General features: G+C 56.5%; 14 protein-coding genes. 3 read left to right on the top strand and 11 right to left on the bottom strand.

The genetic code is table 11. From position 1 onward, the window contains the following. Positions 1–11: 11 nt before the first annotated feature. Positions 12–485: a Crp/Fnr family transcriptional regulator gene (locus C2U68_RS00735; protein WP_140910594.1), complete on the bottom strand. Its 474-nt coding sequence runs from the start codon at positions 483–485 to the stop codon at positions 12–14. A gap of 75 nt (positions 486–560) precedes the next feature. Here C2U68_RS00735 and prsK point away from each other — a divergent pair, with 75 nt between their 5' ends. Then, entirely contained in the window at positions 561–2,645 is a 2,085-nt protein-coding gene (gene prsK, locus C2U68_RS00730; RefSeq protein ID WP_140910593.1) for an XrtA/PEP-CTERM system histidine kinase PrsK, read from the top strand. Then, positions 2,645–4,024, top strand: coding sequence for a PEP-CTERM-box response regulator transcription factor (prsR, locus tag C2U68_RS00725; protein ID WP_140910592.1), 1,380 nt, complete (start codon positions 2,645–2,647; stop codon positions 4,022–4,024). The genes prsK and prsR overlap by 1 nt, the downstream gene beginning before the upstream one ends. A gap of 6 nt (positions 4,025–4,030) precedes the next feature. Here the strand turns inward: prsR and C2U68_RS00720 are convergent, their stop codons facing one another. The 5 genes from C2U68_RS00720 to C2U68_RS00700 all read right to left on the bottom strand — a co-directional run bounded on the left by C2U68_RS00720 (position 4,031) and on the right by C2U68_RS00700 (position 11,956). Next, complete coding sequence (locus C2U68_RS00720) at positions 4,031–4,804, bottom strand: PEP-CTERM/exosortase system-associated acyltransferase (protein WP_140910591.1); 774 nt, start codon at positions 4,802–4,804, stop codon at positions 4,031–4,033. Positions 4,805–4,946: 142 nt separating this feature from the next. Next, a complete protein-coding gene (locus C2U68_RS00715; RefSeq protein ID WP_140910590.1) occupies positions 4,947–8,261 on the bottom strand; it encodes a DUF2126 domain-containing protein in 3,315 nt (1,104 codons plus the stop codon). Continuing rightward, a complete protein-coding gene (locus tag C2U68_RS00710; RefSeq protein ID WP_140910589.1) occupies positions 8,258–9,514 on the bottom strand; it encodes a hypothetical protein in 1,257 nt (418 codons plus the stop codon). Before C2U68_RS00710 ends, C2U68_RS00715 begins: the two co-directional genes overlap by 4 nt. Before the next feature lie 79 nt (positions 9,515–9,593). Further along, positions 9,594–10,535 carry an alpha-E domain-containing protein gene (locus tag C2U68_RS00705; RefSeq protein ID WP_140910588.1) on the bottom strand — a complete coding sequence of 314 codons (942 nt, stop codon included), beginning with the start codon at positions 10,533–10,535 and terminating at the stop codon, positions 9,594–9,596. Then, positions 10,529–11,956, bottom strand: coding sequence for a circularly permuted type 2 ATP-grasp protein (locus C2U68_RS00700; protein ID WP_140910587.1), 1,428 nt, complete (start codon positions 11,954–11,956; stop codon positions 10,529–10,531). The genes C2U68_RS00705 and C2U68_RS00700 overlap by 7 nt, the downstream gene beginning before the upstream one ends. Before the next feature lie 226 nt (positions 11,957–12,182). Between C2U68_RS00700 and C2U68_RS00695 the strand changes: the two genes are divergently transcribed. Continuing rightward, entirely contained in the window at positions 12,183–13,064 is an 882-nt protein-coding gene (locus C2U68_RS00695) for a carbohydrate kinase family protein (RefSeq protein ID WP_140910586.1), read from the top strand. 4 nt (positions 13,065–13,068) lie between these two features. On the opposite strand, the gene C2U68_RS00690 is transcribed toward C2U68_RS00695, so the two are convergent. The 5 genes from C2U68_RS00690 to C2U68_RS00670 all read right to left on the bottom strand — a co-directional run bounded on the left by C2U68_RS00690 (position 13,069) and on the right by C2U68_RS00670 (position 19,024). Next, positions 13,069–13,803 (bottom strand): DUF5765 domain-containing protein, encoded by a 735-nt coding sequence (locus C2U68_RS00690; RefSeq protein WP_140910585.1) that lies wholly within the window; start codon positions 13,801–13,803, stop codon positions 13,069–13,071. Between the two features lie 157 nt (positions 13,804–13,960). Next, positions 13,961–15,118, bottom strand: coding sequence for an HlyD family efflux transporter periplasmic adaptor subunit (locus C2U68_RS00685; protein ID WP_140910584.1), 1,158 nt, complete (start codon positions 15,116–15,118; stop codon positions 13,961–13,963). A 6-nt stretch (positions 15,119–15,124) separates the two neighbouring features. Further along, on the bottom strand, positions 15,125–16,576 hold the full coding sequence (locus tag C2U68_RS00680; RefSeq protein WP_260839149.1) for an efflux transporter outer membrane subunit: 1,452 nt from the start codon (positions 16,574–16,576) through the stop codon (positions 15,125–15,127). Beyond that, positions 16,573–18,150 carry a DHA2 family efflux MFS transporter permease subunit gene (locus tag C2U68_RS00675; RefSeq protein WP_140910583.1) on the bottom strand — a complete coding sequence of 526 codons (1,578 nt, stop codon included), beginning with the start codon at positions 18,148–18,150 and terminating at the stop codon, positions 16,573–16,575. The genes C2U68_RS00680 and C2U68_RS00675 overlap by 4 nt, the downstream gene beginning before the upstream one ends. A gap of 22 nt (positions 18,151–18,172) precedes the next feature. Then, positions 18,173–19,024 (bottom strand): hypothetical protein, encoded by an 852-nt coding sequence (locus C2U68_RS00670; protein ID WP_140910582.1) that lies wholly within the window; start codon positions 19,022–19,024, stop codon positions 18,173–18,175. Positions 19,025–19,053: the final 29 nt, after the last annotated feature.

The raw sequence follows: 19,053 nt of genomic DNA, 5'->3' as shown, positions 1-19,053 counted from the left end.
TTGGTTATCGACTATAAATACTTATCGATATCATGAGCTTTGATACCCCATGCCAGTAAATGCTCGATACGATCATTTGCCAACCCCAATCGCCTCGACATTGTTTGAAACAACTCTTTCAGAAACAAATACCCCTGAACCGGATGGTCATCCATGTAAACGCTTAACATGTCACTACGAATCTCCAGTAACTGGACATCTGTCAACGATATGACTGAGGCCGTGCGCTCCCTAGCCTCATACAAACATACGTCGCCAAAAACGGCTCCGGCTTCGAGATCACATAGACCTGGACTGACCCGCTTATTGCCATCCAGTTCAGCCCCTCCTAAAACCCTGACCGAGCCTGCTTCCAAGTAAAACAAACTTTTTCCTTGCTCACCCTTTTTGACGATAGTGGCGCCTGCGCTCAGCTTATACCTCCGCCACGCACTACCCTCTTTAAACAACGGGTTGTTCAGAACGTCACTAAGTATCTCAATCATCAGGCGAAACCATATCAATAACACTGACTCGCTGGTTATAATGCCGCGGGAAGCATGCAGCCCCAACACCTATACATGGAAAACTATATTTACTACAGCTACTTCACTGCCAGCGTCGCGTACGGGCTTTTATTGATTTTCGTTGTAGCCATTAAAACCCGATATTACCCTTTCATAATAGCAGTTCTCTGCTCCGTCGTATGGTCGACCAGCGTGACGCTCGCAACAAAAAATAGCCACTATTTCTTCGCCGACACCCTCGCCCACGAAACGATACGCAACGGAGCTTGGTTTTTCCTACTAGGATCGTTACTTTCGAAACAGCGTTACAATAGCTACAAGCAATTGTTTAAAGGGCACACGAGCATCGTTATTTCAGCGTTTGCATTGCTAATTTTTTGCCTGGAGGCGTTTCCGCAAGCGTTGAGATGGACAACCAGCGTTCTCGACACCGATCCCAGATTTGCCGGTCATGTTGTATTTGCAGTTCTCGGTCTGATTCTGGTCGAGCAACTTTATCGCAGCACCCCCTTGAAACAGCGCTGGAATTTAAAATTCCTTTGTGTCAGCCTGGGAGCTATTTTTGCCGTAGATTTACTGGTTTACAGCAAATCTCTGTTGTTCAACCATCTGGACTTCGCACTCTGGCAATCGCGCGGCATCACCAATGCGATGGTAACCCCATTTTTGGCGATCACTTCTACCCGACTCAAGCTTAACAGTGAAAACCAGGAACTGACAACACCCCGCAAGACTATTTTTTACACCACAATCTTATTTGGCTGCGGTGCATATCTCATTTTAATGTCTTTCGCCGGGTTCTATATCAAACGCGCAAACACGGAGTGGGGTGAAACCGCTCAAACAGTATTCATATTTCTGGCACTACTGCTACTGATCATACCTTTCACGTCGGGCAAGATTAGAGCCCTAGCCAAGGTTTACTTTAGCAAACATTTTTTTCACTATAGTTACGACTACCGCGAGGAGTGGCTCAAAATCAGTAAGGCTCTAGCCAAACTTGAATCCTTGGAAGAACTGAAAGGCTTTATTATCAACACCCTGACCGACTTGGTGGAAAGCACTGGCGGCGGTTTATGGCTAAAAAATGACCAAGGCAAATTTTTTCTGGCCGCGGAGCAAAATTTGCGACTAACACCTCAGGAAATTGATTACCTACATAACGTAGGCGACCTGCCCCTTTATTTGGCAAACAAACAGTGGGTTATAGACTTCTTTGAATTATCCCATGCTCCCGAAGTATACGACGACATCGATTTGTCCCCCTGGTGCTACGAAGACAGTCAAGTCTGGTTGATAGTCCCGCTATTTCACTTAAACAAACTGGAAGCTTTCGTCGTCTTAACTCAGGCCAGAGTGCCGAGAAAACTCAACTGGGAAGACCATGACCTACTGAAAACGGTCGGCATGCAACTAGCGAACGCGTTAGCGCTGAATCGAGCCAGCGAAGAGTTGGCTAACAATCGCCAATTCGAAACCTACCATAGGCTCTCCGCTTTTTTAGTGCACGATTTAAAAAACTTAGTCGCACAAATCTCATTGATTGTCAGAAACGCCGAAAAACACAAACATAACCCCGATTTTTTCGACGACACTATCGACACGTTGAATAATGTTGTCAAAAAAATGCACCATATTGTCGAACAGCTAAAACAAGGAGAACCTCAAGCCACCGCAAACAGTATCGTCAATCTAGCGACCATCGTCCGCTCAATAGCCCAACAACACCTCGGATCGCCGCCGATTGAGTTAACAACCAACCTTGACGAGTGCCCGGTCTCCGCAGACAAAATAAAATTAACCAATATCTTGACCAACTTGGTACAAAATGCCCAGGACGCCACGCGTGGCGACGGTGGCTGGGTTAAGCTTGAATTAACAAAAAACCAAGACTATGCTCAGGTCAAGATCGTGGATAACGGCACAGGCATGAATCAACAATTCATAGCCGAACGCTTATTCAAACCATTCGACACCACCAAAGGTAACGCCGGTATGGGAATAGGTGCTTACGAAGCCCGTGATTACATAACTAAGAACTCAGGCCAGATTCACGTCGACAGTGAACCTGGCTTCGGCACGACATTCACGATACAACTGCCGTTAGCAAAACGCCTTTCCGAAACCCCAAGAAATTAATGACCCAATCAAGACTACTGCTCGTTGTTGAAGACGACCCAGGTTTGCAAAAACAGTTGAAATGGAGCTTCGAACAATACGAAGTCGTTGTTGCCGGCAACCGGAGTGAAGCCATTGCCGCTTTTAGAAGACATACGCCCAGTGTTGTCACGTTGGATCTGGGCCTGCCTCCGGACCCGAGCAATGCCAGTGAAGGCTTAGCCACACTGCGAGAAATTCTGGCTCTTGCCCCCGCAACAAAAATCATCGTCGTCACCGGCAACGATGACCGTGCCAATGCAATTCACGCCGTAGCATTGGGAGCTTACGATTTTTACCAAAAGCCTGTCGACCCGGATATTCTCGGCCTGATTATCGAACGTGCCTTTCAGTTGGATACCTTAGAGCGCGACTATCAGAATCTGCAGCAGCAAAAGCCGCTGCACGGCGTAATAGCCACCAGTCCGCAGATGCAGTCGGTTATGCGCATGGTCGAGAAAATTGCGCCAACCCAGGCCACCGTTCTCTTACTCGGAGAAAGCGGCACCGGTAAAGAATTATTGGCCAAAGCCTTGCACAAGCTAAGTTCGCGCGCCGACCAGCCATTTGTCGCGGTGAACTGCGCAGCAATACCCGAAACGCTGCTGGAAAGCGAACTGTTTGGCTACGAAAAAGGCGCATTTACCGGGGCGGTCGCCCAAACCAAAGGCAAGATCGAATATGCCCAAGGCGGTACTTTTTTCTTGGACGAGATCGGCGATTTGCCGTTCGCGTTACAGGCCAAATTACTCCGTTTTATTCAGGAACGCGTGATAGAGCGGTTGGGGGGCCGCAAGGAGATAGCAGTCGATGTCAGAATCATCTGCGCCACCCACCGCAAATTACCGGACCTGATCGAGCAAGGCGCTTTCCGCGGTGACCTGTATTATCGGTTGAGTGAAATCGTGGTCGATATTCCGCCATTGCGCGAACGGGAGGGCGACATAATTACTATCGCTAACGCCCTGCTACAGCGCTACTGCCGGGAAAACCATATGAAGGAAAAACATTTCTCCCACGACGCCGCCCAGGCTATGGAGGCCTACTACTGGCCAGGCAACATCCGGGAGATGGAGAATAAAATCAAACGGGCAACGATATTGTCGGACGGCAACGTCGTCACCGCAACCGATCTGGAGATCGGCCACTCGGCAGAACATACGATGCCGCTCAATCTGAAATCGGTACGGGAGGCCGCAGAAACGGTAGCCATCAAACGCGCCTTGAATTATGCGGACAACAATGTTTCCGAAGCGGCTAAATTACTGGGAGTAACTCGCCCTACACTTTACGGGCTGTTCGAAAAGTACGGCTTACAGGGCTTAATCAGAAACCATTCTGACGACCAGCCACCACCGTAGTCACCGTCACGCACGGTTTACGTAGGAAACTACCCCGATTTGGTGCAAATCCCGACCGCCGTAACGGACCGCACGCGTCTCGGCTAATTCCGAATACAAACGGTAATCCTGTTGGTAGTCCTGTAACCACAGCGGATTTTGCAAGATGTGTTTAACGTTCAAACGATAAGGGGTTCTTTGCCCGCGATGGTCGCACGCATCGCCGATTTGGCGCATCGAGAAGCCTTCCTTGCTAACAAAGTACGCTAGTGCCGGCGTAACAAAAATAAACCAGTCGTCGATACCGCTCCGGGCCGAATAAACCGTTGCTGCCCGATAAAGCCCCCACATGATGCTTCGATTCAGATTACGGTAATCGTGCAAAAAGCTGATATTCGTCGATTTAGCATCGAAATGGACATTGCTTTTGCGCAGCGCAAAACGCCTAGCCTCTTTGACCACGCAGAGCCTGGAAATCTCTACAGCACGGCTGTAACAAGCCTTTGGGAGGCTTCGATACGGGGTACAATGTTCTTCGAATGGAAAGCCTTGCTTGCCGGGCCTGACCAATCTGAGCGCACCCAGCCACTCGCCGCTGAATTTATGCCGGACCAGAAAATGCACAGCGCGACTATCCCACTCGTCACTCTCGATCCCGTCCGGATACAACTGCTTGTCCTCGAAGCCCAACTCGTCACAATAAACGCGGTAGCGAATACGGTAATGGATATCTTTTGCTTCAGGCGTATCGGCTAAAAACACCTCGAAACAACTATCGAATGAATGCGGACTTTGGATCACGCGGCACCACACTTAATAAATTTGTTTAATAAGTTCAACTAACTATGAAAACTTTTTCACGCGCCATTTCAAAATGGTATCTCAATTCTGTTAATTTTGAAACCGCGTGACAAAAAAGTACAACCTCCACCGAGGCAACAAGTTAGCTAGTGGCATTCCAGCGTAAATCCAGAGTCAACGGATAATCCCTATTCAGTTGCTCGACAGGCACTTCCGCCGATCCGGCACTCGGCGTGTAACCGTGCCGCAAAAACCGACTAACCCGCCGGCCTTCGGCTTCGTAAGCATTCACCGGCAAAGTATCGTAATTCCGCCCGCCGGGATGACTGACATGGTAGGTGCAACCACCCACCGAACGGCCGTTCCAGGTATCGATCAAATCGAATACCAACGGCGCCTGTACGCCGATGGTGGGATGCAAGGCAGAAGGCGGATTCCAGGCCCGATAGCGAATCCCGGCTACCATTTCGCCTTGCTTTGCCGTCGGCCGCAACGGCACCCGCCGGCCATTACAACTCAACAGGTAACGCTCGCCCATCGCACCGTTCAGCGATACTTGCAGCCGTTCGACTGAAGAATCCACATACCGTGCAGTACCGCCGCTGGTGATTTCCTCGCCCAGCACGTGCCATGGTTCGATCGCCTGATGTAAATCCAACTGCAAATTACCCACGCGCATGCTACCGATGTGCGGAAACCGGAATTCCAAAAACGGCGCAAACCACTCGCTCTTGAAATCGTAGCCTGCCGTCTGCAGATCCAGCACCACATCCTGGATATCGCTGGCGATAAAGTGCGGCAGCATGTATTTATCGTGCAATTGCGTCCCCCAGCGTACCAGCGGCTTCCGGTAGGGCTCACGCCAAAACCAAGCCACCAGGGTTCTGAGCAGCAACATTTGCATCAGACTCATCCGTGCATGCGGCGGCATCTCGAACGCGCGCAACTCCAGCAGCCCCAGTCGACCGGAGTCGCTACCCGGCGCGTAGAGCTTGTCGATGCAAAACTCGGCGCGGTGGGTATTGCCGGTCATATCGACCAACAAATTTCGCAACAACCGGTCCACCAGCCAGGGCGCCGGCACTTCGCCGTCCGGCATTTGCTGAAACGCAATTTCCAGTTCGTACAAACTATCGTTACGGGCCTCGTCGACCCGCGGCGCCTGGCTGGTTGGGCCGATAAACAAACCGGAAAACAAATAGGACAAGGCCGGATGGTGCTGCCAATAGGTGACCAAACTGCGCAGCAAGTCGGGACGGCGCAGAATCGGGCTGTCTACCGGCGTGATTCCGCCCAGAGTGACATGGTTGCCACCGCCGGTGCCGGTATGACGGCCGTCGAGCATGAACTTTTCGGTACTCAACCGGGTCAGCCGCGCATCTTCGTATAGCGTGGCCGTATTCTCGACCAGCTCGCGCCAACTGGCGGCGGGATGGATGTTGACCTCGATCACCCCCGGGTCCGGCGTCACCGGCAAGCGGTTCAGACGCAAATCGTGCGGCGGCTGGTAGCCTTCGATCACAACCGGAAGTTTCAATGCCGCAGCGGTGGCCTCTACCGAGGCGATCAGATCCAGATAGTGCTCCAGTTCATTGGTCGGCGGCAAAAACACATACAAGCGCCCCTCCCGGCTTTCTACCACCAGTGCGGTATGCGGTATCCACAGCGGGTCGTTCGAGTCGCGCTCGTCCACGGCCTCCATTTCGGGGGGATGCCATTCCTGTTTCGCGGTTTGGCTATAGCGCCGGCTGACTTCCGAGTCGATATCGCCCAGCGGTTCAACCGTATCGTACAAACTACGCTCCACCGGCTGTTCCCGTTGTTCGAACGGCACCCACGGCAGGCTGTTCAACGGCAACCGCAAGCCCATAGCCGAATCGCCGGGCAACAAATACATCTCGCCGCGACGAAATGACCACACAGCGCTATTCCAGGAGCGAGCCCTATAACTCCAGTGTAACGGCAAGGCGTAGCCGGCCGCTTCACCCAAATTGCCGCTCAATATTCTGACCAGCCGCTGCCGTTCCAGATCGTCGGTTAAATCGGCCTGCTGCGGGTCGAAATTAGCTGGCAATAGGCTTTCCTGGTGTAAATAATGCACGGGATCTTCATAACCCGGCACGATGCAGGCCGCCTTCAAGCCCAGCCGCTTGGCCAGATCCCGCACAAATCCCTCTGCCTGTTCCCTACCGAATCCGTAATCCCGGCTTTCGTCGGCCAGCAATCCCGGATTTTTCCAGACCGGCACGCCGTCCTTGCGCCAGAAGCAAGCCAGCTGCCAGCGCGGTAAAGCCTCACCCGGATACCATTTACCTTGGCCGAAGTACAACAAACCGCCCGGTGCAAAACTCTCGCGCAAGCGCCGAATCAATTTGCCGGCCAGCTTACGTTTTTCCAGGCCGTCGGCCTCCGTGTTCCATTCCGGCGCATCCATGTTATCGATCGAGACGAACGTGGGCTCGCCACCCATCGTCAGCCTGACGTCGCCGGCCACTAATTCCGCGTCGACTTTCTCGCCCAAGGCATCAATCTCGGCCCATTGCCGCTCGGTGTAAGGTTTGGTGACGCGCGGATCTTCATGAATCCGGGTGACGCGGTTGGCAAATTCGAAACGGGTCTGAGCCTCTCCGGTAAAGCCGCCGCTAACCGGCGCCGCGCTGACGTAATCCGCGGTACAGGCCAACGGTATATGGCCCTCCCCGGCAAACAAACCCGAGGTCGGATCCATCCCGATCCAGCCCGCGCCCGGAATGTAGACTTCGGCCCAGGCATGCAGGTCGGTGAAATCGTGATCGGTACCGGACGGCCCGTCCAACGCTTTGACGTCGGCCACCAGTTGCACCAAATAGCCGGAGACGAAGCGGGCCGCCAAGCCCATATGTCGCAGCACTTGCACCAACAGCCAACCGGAGTCGCGGCAGGAACCCAGTTTCTTCTGCAAAGTCTCCTCGCAACTTTGCACACCCGGCTCCATCCGGATCGAGTAAGCCACCGCCTGATTAACCGCCCGGTTCGCCGCCACCAGAAAATCGACCACAGCTTGTTCGTTACGCGGCAGGGATTTCAGAAAATCGGTCAGCAACGGCCCTTTCTCCCGAATTTCCAGATACGGGGTCAATTCCTTGGCCAGCTGCTCCGGATACTCGAACGGATACTTCTCGGCGTATTCCTCCAGGAAAAAATCGAACGGATTGATCACGGTCATTTCCGCGATCAAATCCACCTCAATCGACAGCTCCCGGGTTTTTTCCGGAAACACCAGCCGGGCCAAATAGTTGCCGAACGGGTCCTGCTGCCAATTGATAAAGTGCTTTTCCGGTTTGACCCGCAGCGAATAGGCCGAAATCGGCGTCCGCGAATGTACGGCAGGCCGCAAGCGCAACACGTGCGGCGCCAGTTGCACCGGCTTATCGTAGAAATAGCTGGTCTTGTGGTTTATCGCGACCCGGATACTCATGCATTCACCAATGGATTGGCGGCTTCGCTTTCAGCCTGTAATAGCCGCAAGTTTTCCTCCACGCCCGCGGCATGGGTTAACTCGGCAACGTTTTGCTTGGTAAAAAAGCCGTCGAAATCGCCGAAGCGCTGCACGTATTCGATAATCAACGACGAGTGCTCGGAGGCGCTGGAAAAAATCTGCTTCAAACCCTCTTCCCGCGAGCCGATCACATCCAGCAGGAAATCCTTACCCCTGGCCCGGATCGCATCGACCACGTAATCGATATTGGCCTGGTTGCCGGTCTCGCCGTCCGCGACCGCCAGCGCCAAATGATGCAGACGCGGCCCGTAATTGCGGACAAAATTTTCGGTCGGCGACGGCAATCCCACCAAATGGTTGACGAAATACGGCTGGTTGGCCGCCGTGAATACTTTGGCCGGACTAATGCGCTCGTCGGCGTAATGGATGCTCTTGGTGACGTTGGTCGACGAATTCTGGTTGGCGATATCGTAGGATCCCCAGTAGTAATAGCTGGACAGGGTCAAATACTCCAGAATCGCCACTTCCCGGTTCTGGCTGTAAACCCGCGTCGCCAAATGGTCGATCGGCCTGATCAGTTTATCCAGCCCCAGTTCTTCCTGAATCGCCTTGGCGGCATGGTAACCCCGATTGACTTCGTCCAGGATCACGCTATTGCCCAATGCGTACACCCGGATGTCTTCCGGCGGCCGTTCCCAATAAGCGACGATGTTGTGGGTGTAAGGCGACGGCTTGACGATGGCCATATTGCCGGGCAATTCCAGTTTTCGGATCTGGTCCTGATTGAAAAAGCGGATTTCCCGGCTTTTTTGCTGCTCCACCACTTCGTGAAGATTGCTGACCCGGAAAATCTCGCCCATATAGCGCGAGTTGGGTTTATGCGCTCCGATCGGATAGACCTCGTTCAAACTGCGGAAGATATCGCCGCGCCCCGGATCGCGCACTTCCCGCACCAGCAAGTCCGGCGACTCCATATCGATGCGCAGGATATGGATCCAATGCGACTCCGACTCCAATGTCACCAGATAGTGGTAAGGCGTCATCAGGGCCAATTCGCTGACATAAGCGGCCGAGCAGCCCGGCTCTACGGTGATCATCAACGCATCGATCTCGCGAATCATTTCGGTCAATCCGGTACGGTCGCGGTTTTCCAGCAACCGGACCAGAAACTCGTCGAACCAGGCCGAATTGGCCTTATCGCCCTGTTTGGGGTGTATCAATGAATTAACCATCCTGCTTCCTTTAACACTTGTTGTCCGTTCCGCATCTGTAGCGGACATCGTCCGCGGCCAGCCGCAATTACCCGGCGGTTCAATCCGGGCTATTCAAAAACGCGCGCTGAATCTCGATGCCGAGCGCATTGTTACGGGCGATAAAATCCTGCAAAAACTCGTGCAGTCCGCTATTAAAGATGTGGGTAATCCGGCCGAAATGCAGCCGGGCATGGTTCTCTCCGGCCAAACGCAAGCACTCGCAGCCGGGCTTGCGGCAAAGCTGTTCCAGAATCGGCGCCAACTCGTCGTAGCAGGCATGCAGCGACCGCGGCATATCGTCGCGCAACACCAACAGCTCGGCGACTTTGGTCGGTTCTATCGTATCGCGGTAAACTTTCTGATAGGCCTCGAACGCGGATACCGAACGCAACAACGAGCTCCATTCGTAATAATCCACTTCGGCGGCCGGATCTTCGTTAGGCAGCAGCAACTGAAACTTGGCATCCAGCAACCGCGCGGTATTGTCGGCGCGTTCCACGAAACTGCCCAGCCGCACGAATTTATAGCCGTCGTCGCGCAACATGGTACCGAAGGTCACGCCGCGGAACAGGTGCGAGCGCGACTTGACCCAATCGCAAAATTCGCCGATATCGGCCTCGCGCAGGCCCAGCCGGATCCGTTGCCGCAATTCCAGCCACAGCGCGTTGACCGTTTCCCACATCTCCGACGACATCGCCACTCGCACCGCCCTGGCATTCTCCCGTGCCGCCCCCAGCGCGCTGACGATGCTGGACGGATTGCGTTCGTCCAAGGCCATATAGCGCATCACGTTCGCCGCCGTGTAACTGCCGTAATCGCGCTCGAACGCGGCAAGGTCGTCGGCGATCAATACCGGCGGCTTCCAGCGCGCCGCCTCGTCATAGGCGCTGTTGGCGACCAGCGACATGCGGTCGGTCACATCCAGCACCCGAGCCATGTTTTCGGCACGCTCGATATAGCGGGCCATCCAATATAAATGATCGGCGGTACGGCTCAGCATGGTTTATCTCCGTTCAACACCCAGGTGTCCTTGGTACCGCCCCCTTGCGAGGAATTGACCACCAACGACCCCTCCCGCATCGCCACCCGGCACAATCCGCCCGGCACCAGCGTTACGGTCTTGCCGGACAACACGAACGGCCGCAGATCGACGTGGCGCGGCGCCACACCCTGCTCGACCAAAGTCGGACAGGTCGACAAGGCCAAAGTGGGCTGGGCGATGTAATTGTCCGGTTCGGCCAGAATCCGGGCCCGGAAATCTTCGATTTGCTGCTTGGACGCAGTCGGTCCGACCAACATGCCGTAACCGCCTGAGCCCTGTACCTCTTTCACCACCAGTTCGGCCAGATGCTCTAGTACATATTTCAAGTCGTCCGGGTTTTCCAGCTTGTAAGTCGGCACATTGGACAATATCGGCTCCTCACCCAGGTAGAAACGCACCATGTCCGGTACAAAGGTGTAAGTCGATTTATCGTCGGCGACGCCGGCACCGATTGCGTTGGCCAAAGTCACGCCGCGGTTGCGGTAGACCGAAACCAGCCCCGGCACGCCGAGCATGGAATCTTCGCGGAACGCCAAAGGATCGAGGAAGTCGTCGTCGATCCGGCGGTAAATCACGTCGATCCGTTTCGGCCCTTCGGTGGTGCGCATGAACACAGCATTCTCCCTACAGAACAGGTCCTGGCCTTCCACCAATTCGATACCCATTTGTTGCGCTAAAAATGCGTGCTCGAAATAAGCGCTGTTGTAGGCGCCCGGCGTCAGCAGAACCACCACCGGATCATACACGCCAGGCTGCGCTACGGCGCGCAAGTTGTTCAACAACACTTGCGGATAGTGCTCGACCGGCGCCACTGCATAACGGCGGAACAGTTCCGGAAACAGCCGCATCATCATTTTGCGGTTTTCCAGCATGTAGGACACGCCGGAAGGCGTGCGCAGATTGTCTTCCAATACGTAAAATTGGTTCTCTTCAGTCCGGACGATATCGATGCCGGCAATGTGGGCATAGATCCCGCCCGGCACGTCGACACCCTGCATTTCCGGCCGATACATTTCGTTTTCCAGAATGGTCGCCGGCACAATGCCGGCCTTGATGATTTCCTGATCGTGGTACAGATCGTTCAGAAAAGCGTTCAAGGCCGCGACGCGTTGAATCACGCCGGCCGAAAGCTGGCGCCATTCGTTGGCCGCCAGTATCCGCGGAATCACGTCGAACGGAATCAAGCGTTCGGCACCGGCTTCCTCGCCGTAAACGTTGAACGTGATGCCAACCCGGCGGAACAGCATTTCCGCTTCACGGGATTTCTGCATCAGTTGAGCATGATCGACACCTTTCAGCCACTCCGAAAACGGTTGATACAGGCGTCGCACCTGGCCGTCTCCGGCCCGCATTTCATCGAAAATATTTTGTGTATTCATGACTTAACCCAGAGCAAACCACATGCCAAACAAATTAATGCTGATTTATCAGCCGGTTAAATAGGCGTCGACAGACAACCCGAAACCAGCGCACCAATCCGGTGCACAAGACGTCAGCTGCCGCCCTTAAAACGACCGTCGGCCCGTTTGCCAATCGCAACGGATTGCCATTTTTCGGCCGATTGGCTAAGGTTGCCGCCCCACACCTATATAAGAGGCTGACACCATGCCGGCAGATTCGATCACCATTTTCGGCGAAGCGCTGTTCGATTGTTTTGCGGACGGCAGCCGGATTCTCGGCGGCGCGCCGTTCAACGTTGCCTGGCATTTGCAAGGCTTGGGCGCCGAACCCTTATTCGTCAGCCGCATCGGCCGGGATTCGGCCGGGGCGGAATTGTTGGCGGCCATGCAAACCCAAGGCATGCGCCAAAATGGGGTGGAGATAGACGCCGCCCGCCCTACCGGTAGCGTGACAGTCAGTATCGACAACGGCCAGCCGAGTTACCATATTCTGGCGGAGCAAGCTTACGACTATATTGCCGCCCCGGAATTGCCCATCGGCCACGAGTCAGGTTTGCTCTACCATGGCAGTCTGGCGCTACGGCATGGCGTATCCCGCGCGACTTTCGAACAGATCAAACCCCAATGGCGCGGCCCGGTGTTTTTCGACGTCAATCTGCGCGCGCCCTGGTGGAATGCGGACGACATCCACACATGGATAGCCGATGCCGATTGGTTGAAGTTGAACGACGAAGAGCTGGCATTGTTGCTGCCGGAGCACCAAGCCATCGACAGCAAACTGCTGCTATTGCAACAACGTTACGATTTGCAGGGCGTGGTGGTGACTCGCGGCGAGCATGGCGCACTAGCGCTGACCGCGGGCGGCGAATTTGTCGAAGTGAAACCGGCCGGCAGCGTGACGCTGGTCGACACGGTTGGCGCCGGCGACGCCTTTGCCGCAGTGTTGCTGTTGGGGATAGCCCGCGGTTGGCCGCTGGCGTCGGCGCTGGAACGCGCCCAAGATTTCGCCTCGGCCATCGTCGGACAACGCGGGGCCACGGTCAGCGACCCCGAATTTTACCGGCGGTTCAGAGAAGCCTGGCATTGACCGGCTAAGACTCCTGCCGCGCCGGCATACCGTCGGCCGAATTAGCGGCCCTGCCGATGAAAATCTGTTTGAATTGCGGCATGAAACTGGCCGTGATCGGAATCGAGTAAAAGCAATACATCGCCGCCGCTTCGCCAGTCGACACGCCGAACAGCCACTGCGGCACGAACAAAGTCATCAGAGCGCCGAAGCAATGGTAGGTGCCGATCCGCCAATTGTTTTTCCAGACAAAGCCGCTCAAAGCCAGCGCAAACAACGAGCCGTGAGTGACCAGCAGGCCGAAGGCGCTGGAGATCGCATAGCCGATATGGTAAATCCCCATGAACAGGCAGGACTGCATCCGGCCGATGAAGTTGGGATCGATACCGAACAACTGCCAATCGTTGGGCAAGCGGGTCAGAATCAAGAACAAGCCACTCAGACTGGAACCGACGAAAAAGGCTTTGCGTAAGGCATTGGGGTCGGTCGAATACGTCGCCAAAGCCGGCATGATCGCAAAAGCCTGCAAGCTGATATGCACCGACGACAATTCGCTGAGCAATAAATTAGTGCCGTAGCCACACTGGTCGGCGACCGGATAGGCGAAATACTGAATGAATTCCATCAGCGAGAAATGGAAAATCGCATAGGCCCGGGCCAGTCTGACCCAAAAGGTTTCGTCCTTATCCAGAAACGTGACGCTAGACGCGACCAAGCCGGCCACCCCCAATCCCAAAGACATATTGGCGCTAAAACACATGGTTGATCCGTGAGTTAAACAGTCGAGAAAGCCGCCCCTGTCGGGCTGGCGGTTAAACTTATCGTTATGGTTATGTTAACCAATCCACAAAGATACACGGACAGGCCGTGAATTGCAGCAATTTTTACGGTTATTCCGACCGGCGGCAGCGGCTCGGTCAGGAGCGGTTGGCGGCGATAATCTGGCCGATTTTGTCCTCGACCCCATCCAGTTCGTGGTCGTAAATATCGGTGCGGTAGGCGGCTCCGGCCAAAGTCACCTCCGATGCCAAAGCCGACGCACCACCACCGGTAATATGCACCCGGGTCAAAGTCGATAATCCGGGCTGCAACGGCTGGGCGCGCAATTCGCCAGGATCGAGCGCAATCCGTACCTGCACCCGCTCGGCAATGTGAATGAAATTGCCGGTGGCGTTATCGGTCGGCAACAGTGCAAAATTGCTGCCGGAACCGGGATTCAAACCCTGTACCCGGCCGTGGTACAACCGTTCGCCGCCGAAAGCATCGACCCGAATCTCGGCGGCCTGGCCCGGTCGAATATCGGCAATCTGGGTTTCCAGAAAATTGGCTTCGACCCAAAGCTCGTCCAGCGGCACCACCACCATCAACGCCGCGCCGGCATGCAAATTGTCGCCGACCTGTACCTTGCGCTTGGCGACATAGCCGGCCACCGGCGCCCGCACCTCGCGCCGCTGGTAATCCAGATAAGCCCGGCGCAAGCGGCTCTTGGCCTGTGCCACCGCCGGATAGTCCTCGACGCCGGAATCGCGCAACTGGGCGGCCACGCCGTCCTGCTCGGCGCTGGTCTCGCGTATCGCCGCCGCCAATTCGCGCAATTTGTCTTCGGCATTTTGTACTTGCTGATCGGACACCGCACCGTCGCCGGCCGCGGCTTTAAAGCGTTGCAAATCATGTTCGACTTGAGCCACGGCAGCTTGCTTGGCAGCCAGGCGCTGCCCCAAACTCGCCAACCGGGCTTTCTGCATGTAAAAATCGCGCACGGTTTTCGCCAACTCGGCTTCGGCCTGTTGCATCGCCACCCGCGCGTAGCTGCCGTCCAGCCGCACCAGCACATCGCCTTTGTTAACCGCTTGGGTATTCTCGGCCAGGATCTCGACCACCGTGCCGTCGACCTGAGCCTTGACCCCAATCAAATGCCCGGCGATGAAGGCGTCGTCGGTCTTTACCCAATCGCGTTGCGTGAGCCACCAATAGAGTCCGTAAGCAAGCGCGGCCAGCAGCAACATCATGGTGACAAAGCGCAGCCGGCGGCGACGCTGCTGGAGAATCTCGCGCGGGCGAATCGTTTTCTGCATAGGGGTTCAGGGTTGGTTTGCGGATTCGGCGGCTGCTTGGTAACCGCCGCCCAAGGCTTTGATCAGGCTGACCGCGTTTTTATGTTGTTCGGCCGCCAAGCCGGCCAGCAGCAGGCGCTCGCGACTGGCTTCGAGCCGCGCCAGCACAAGCTTGCTGCAATCGTGCAAACCGTTGCGCATCAGGCTTTCGCTGAGCCGGCTTTGCGCTTCGGCGGCCGCCACGGCTTGCTGCTGTGCGGCGGCTTTGGTATCCAGTTCGCGCCAACGGCTCAAGGCGTCGGCGACATCCTGCACGGCATGCAGCAAGCCGGCGTTATAGCGCTGCACCGCCAGGTCGTAGGCCGCCTTCCGATAACCAAGCTGGGCGCGCAAGCGGCCGCCTTCGAATATCGGCAACTCGACAGACGGGCCGACGGCATAGGCCAGACTCGAGCCTTGCAAGGCAATATCAATCAGGCTGACGCTGTGAAAGCCGGTGAAAGCCAGCAAATTGACATCCGGATAAAACGCGGTTTTGGCGACATGAATATCCTCGGCGGCGGCCTCGGCCTGCAAGCGCGCGGCATGCAGATCCGGCCGCCGCGCCAGCAACCGCAACGGCAGATCGGCCGGCAAGGCCAGCGCTTGCGGAACGACCTTGGCGTCGATACCGATCCGCGTTCCCCAATCGGCACCCTGCCCGGCCAACGCGGCCAATTGGTTACGGCGCAATTCCTGTTCGGCGCGCAAACCGGCCGCCGCCTGTTGGGCCGCGCGCAGATTGCGTTCGGCTTGCCACAGCGGCGTTTCGCCAATCAAACCGGCGGCGCGGCGGCTCTGTTCCAACCGGTAAAGCGTCTCCCGGTCGGCGACGATATGTTCGGCCACTTCTGACTCTTCGGCGGCCGCCAGTAAATCGAAATAGGCTCCTGCCACGGCCACGGCCAGCAACAGCCGGGCGTCGGCCAGTTCGGCACTGGCGGCCAGCGAGCGATCGACCGCGCTTTGCAGACTGGCCTGGTCGCGCCCCCAAAAATCCAGGTGGTAGCGCAACACCAGCGGGTTGACCAACAAGTGGCGGAAGTGCTGGCCGGCGAATTTAGCCTGCACGCTGTCGGCGGAAAAGCGTTGCGCGGCAAAGCTGACGTTGGCGTCTACGGTCGGATACAGGTCGGCAGCTTCAAAGTCGGCCAAGGTTTCGGCCTGCTGCAGACGCGCCTCGGCGACTTTCAGATTGGGATTGCCGGCCAGCGCGGTTGCGATCAAGCCGTTCAAGGTCGGGTTGCCGAACGCCGTCCACCAGCGCTGCTCCGGCCAAGAGCCTTGCACGGCCATCTCGGTGCTGGTACGCGCCAAGGTTTGCTCGATGGCCGGCATCAGCGCCAGTTGGGCGCGAGGGCTGTCCTCGCCGAACAACGCGCAGCCGCCTGTAGCGATCGCCAACAATACCAAGCTGAACCGTTGCGCCACGGCCATCATGCATCCTCCTCCACTAATGCTTCTTCCAGCGCGCGCTGCATGGCCGGCGCGGCACGAACCGGGGCGCGGGTCGGCTCGGCCAACCAAACCAAGGCCGCCAGAACGACGAAAATACAGCCGGCCAACCAGAAGGCGTCGTTCAAGCCGCGAATGGCTTGGGCCTTGCCCGCCAGTTTGGCGAATTTGGCCAGCGCGGCATCGGCCTCGAAGCCGCCGGCCAGTAAATTTTGCAGCGCATCCGCGCCGGCATCCGACCAAGCGTCGCGGCTTTCGGCGAAACGGGTCATATGCAACGGCGTACGCCGGTAGAAAATCACCCCTTGCAAGGCAATACCGATCGCGCCGGCGGCGATGCGCAACAGATTGGCCAATTCCAGCGCCCGCCAATGCCGCTCGGCCGGAATGCCGTGCAACATCAACGCGGTTAACGGTACGAAAAAACTGCCGAGACAGGCGCCCTCCAGCAGTTTCGGCCAGCACAACTGGGCAAAACTGTCCGGGTCGTCGAAGCGGCTCAACCAAAAATAAGTGGCGGCAAAACCCAACAGATTGGCGCTGGCCAGCAGGCGGGCATCGACCCGTTTGACTACCTCATGAAAAATACCGGCTATCGGTTTGGCGAAAATCGCCATCGGCAAAAACACCAGGCCGGCCAGAAACGACGAGTAACCCAGCGCCAGCTGCAATTGCACGATCAGCAACGACAACAAACCCTGAAAACACAGAAAACCGACGCACAAGCCGATCACGCCGATCGTAAAATTGCGTCGGCCGAACAAGCGAATATCCAGAAACGGCCGGCGGCAACCCCATTCCCAAATCAGCCAATACAGCAACAACACGACCACGCCGACACCCAGCGCCATGAGGTAACCGGAATTGGCCCAATCCCAGTCATTGCCCTGGTTCAGAATGGCTTGCACGCCGAATAAAATCGCTGTCGCCATCAGGCAACCCGGAACATCCAAGCGTTGCCGCAGGCGCGGCCCGCCGCGCCCATGCAGCAAGGCGCCCAGCAGCCCAGCAATCGCCACCGCCAGCGGGATGTTGCCCCAAAACAGCCAGCGCCAACCCAGCGAATCGGCCACCCAGCCGCCCAGCGGCGGACCGAAGGTAAACGGCGTCAAAGTAAACAGGCTCCAAACGCCGATAGCGAGCGACTTGCGCTGGTCCGGATATTCCTTGAGCAACAAGGCCTGGCCCAACGGCAGGGTCAGGCCGCCGCAGAAGCCCAGCACCACTCGCGCCGCCAGATACAGATGAAAGTCTTCGGCGAGCGCGCACAGCCAGGAGGCCAACGCAAAACCGGCGAACGCCCAGATCAGCGGCCGGTATTCACCGAATCGGCGGCCCAACCAGCCCCCGATCGGCAAGCCCAGGGCCAGCGCGATCATGTAGTCGGTCTGGGTCCAGGTGCCGAAACTGGGCGGCACACCCAAACCGGCCGCGACCCTGGGCAGCATCGCGATATAGGCGCCGGCGTTGAAAATCACCAAGGCATGACCGCCGCCGAGTAGCAGGTTGAATAAACTGAAGCGCCAACCGCGCAGCCGTTTCGGGTAATCGGCGCTCATTCTTCAATCTGCTTGCCCGTTCTCAGCTCTGATTGGCGTTCGACACATTGCGCAGCCCCAAATCGCCGAGACTTTGCCGCAACAGCGGTACCGCCATCTCGGCAATCAGTTGCCGGAATGCCTTACCGTCGTGTTGAAGCGAAGCCAGCGCGCTATCGTCGACCCGAAAGCTCTCGGAATGGGTGCGGGCCAACACGCGGCCCGAGGCCGGATCGATCAGTTTCAGCATCAGTTGCAACGAGGTTTGGCCTTCGAAGATTCGGTAACGGCCCACGCCCAATTCGATTACGGCATCGTATTGGCCACGGCTCGCATAGTTGGTCTGGCTGAGATCCTGCGCATACCAAGCTTGAATGGCTCGGCGCCATTGTGGCAGGCTGGCATCATCCGTCGCGGCCAATCGGTAGCCGTCGCGACTCAATTCGGCACCGCGGTTAGATTGGGCCAACAAGCCCTGCAAGGCTTCGGCCGCAGACTTTTCCGGCGTCCACGGGGTTTGAGCCGCGCGGCCACCGGCGGCGGTCGGCGGCAAAGCGTTGATCATTGCATCGACGTCGTCCGCCGCATTGCTTACCATGCCGGCGACGACGATGCCGCCCGCAGTCTGATAATTTTGCCTATCCGGCGCCACGCCCATCGCCATATTCTGGGTGTGGCGATACGCTGCGTCGCGTTGCTCCAGCAGGTCGGGTATGACTTCCAGAGGCGGTGCCGCGACCGGCACAATCAACAAGGACTGGATTTGGCTGGTTTGAAAGGCGACCGGTTTTGTCGGCGACGCGGCACAAGCCGCCAATAGCAACGGCAGCGCCAAGCCCAGCAGCCATCTTGAATTGACACGAATGTATTTATCGGTGTGTGTTGTCGTTTTCATGCTGTACTCCTAGATCGGATATACGATCG

Origin of the sequence: Methylomonas koyamae, from assembly GCF_006483455.1 — a bacterium.
GTDB classification, from domain to species: Bacteria; Pseudomonadota; Gammaproteobacteria; order Methylococcales; family Methylomonadaceae; genus Methylomonas; species Methylomonas koyamae_B.
Note: the sequence above shows the minus strand (reverse complement) of the source record. Positions and strands in the feature narration are given on the sequence as shown.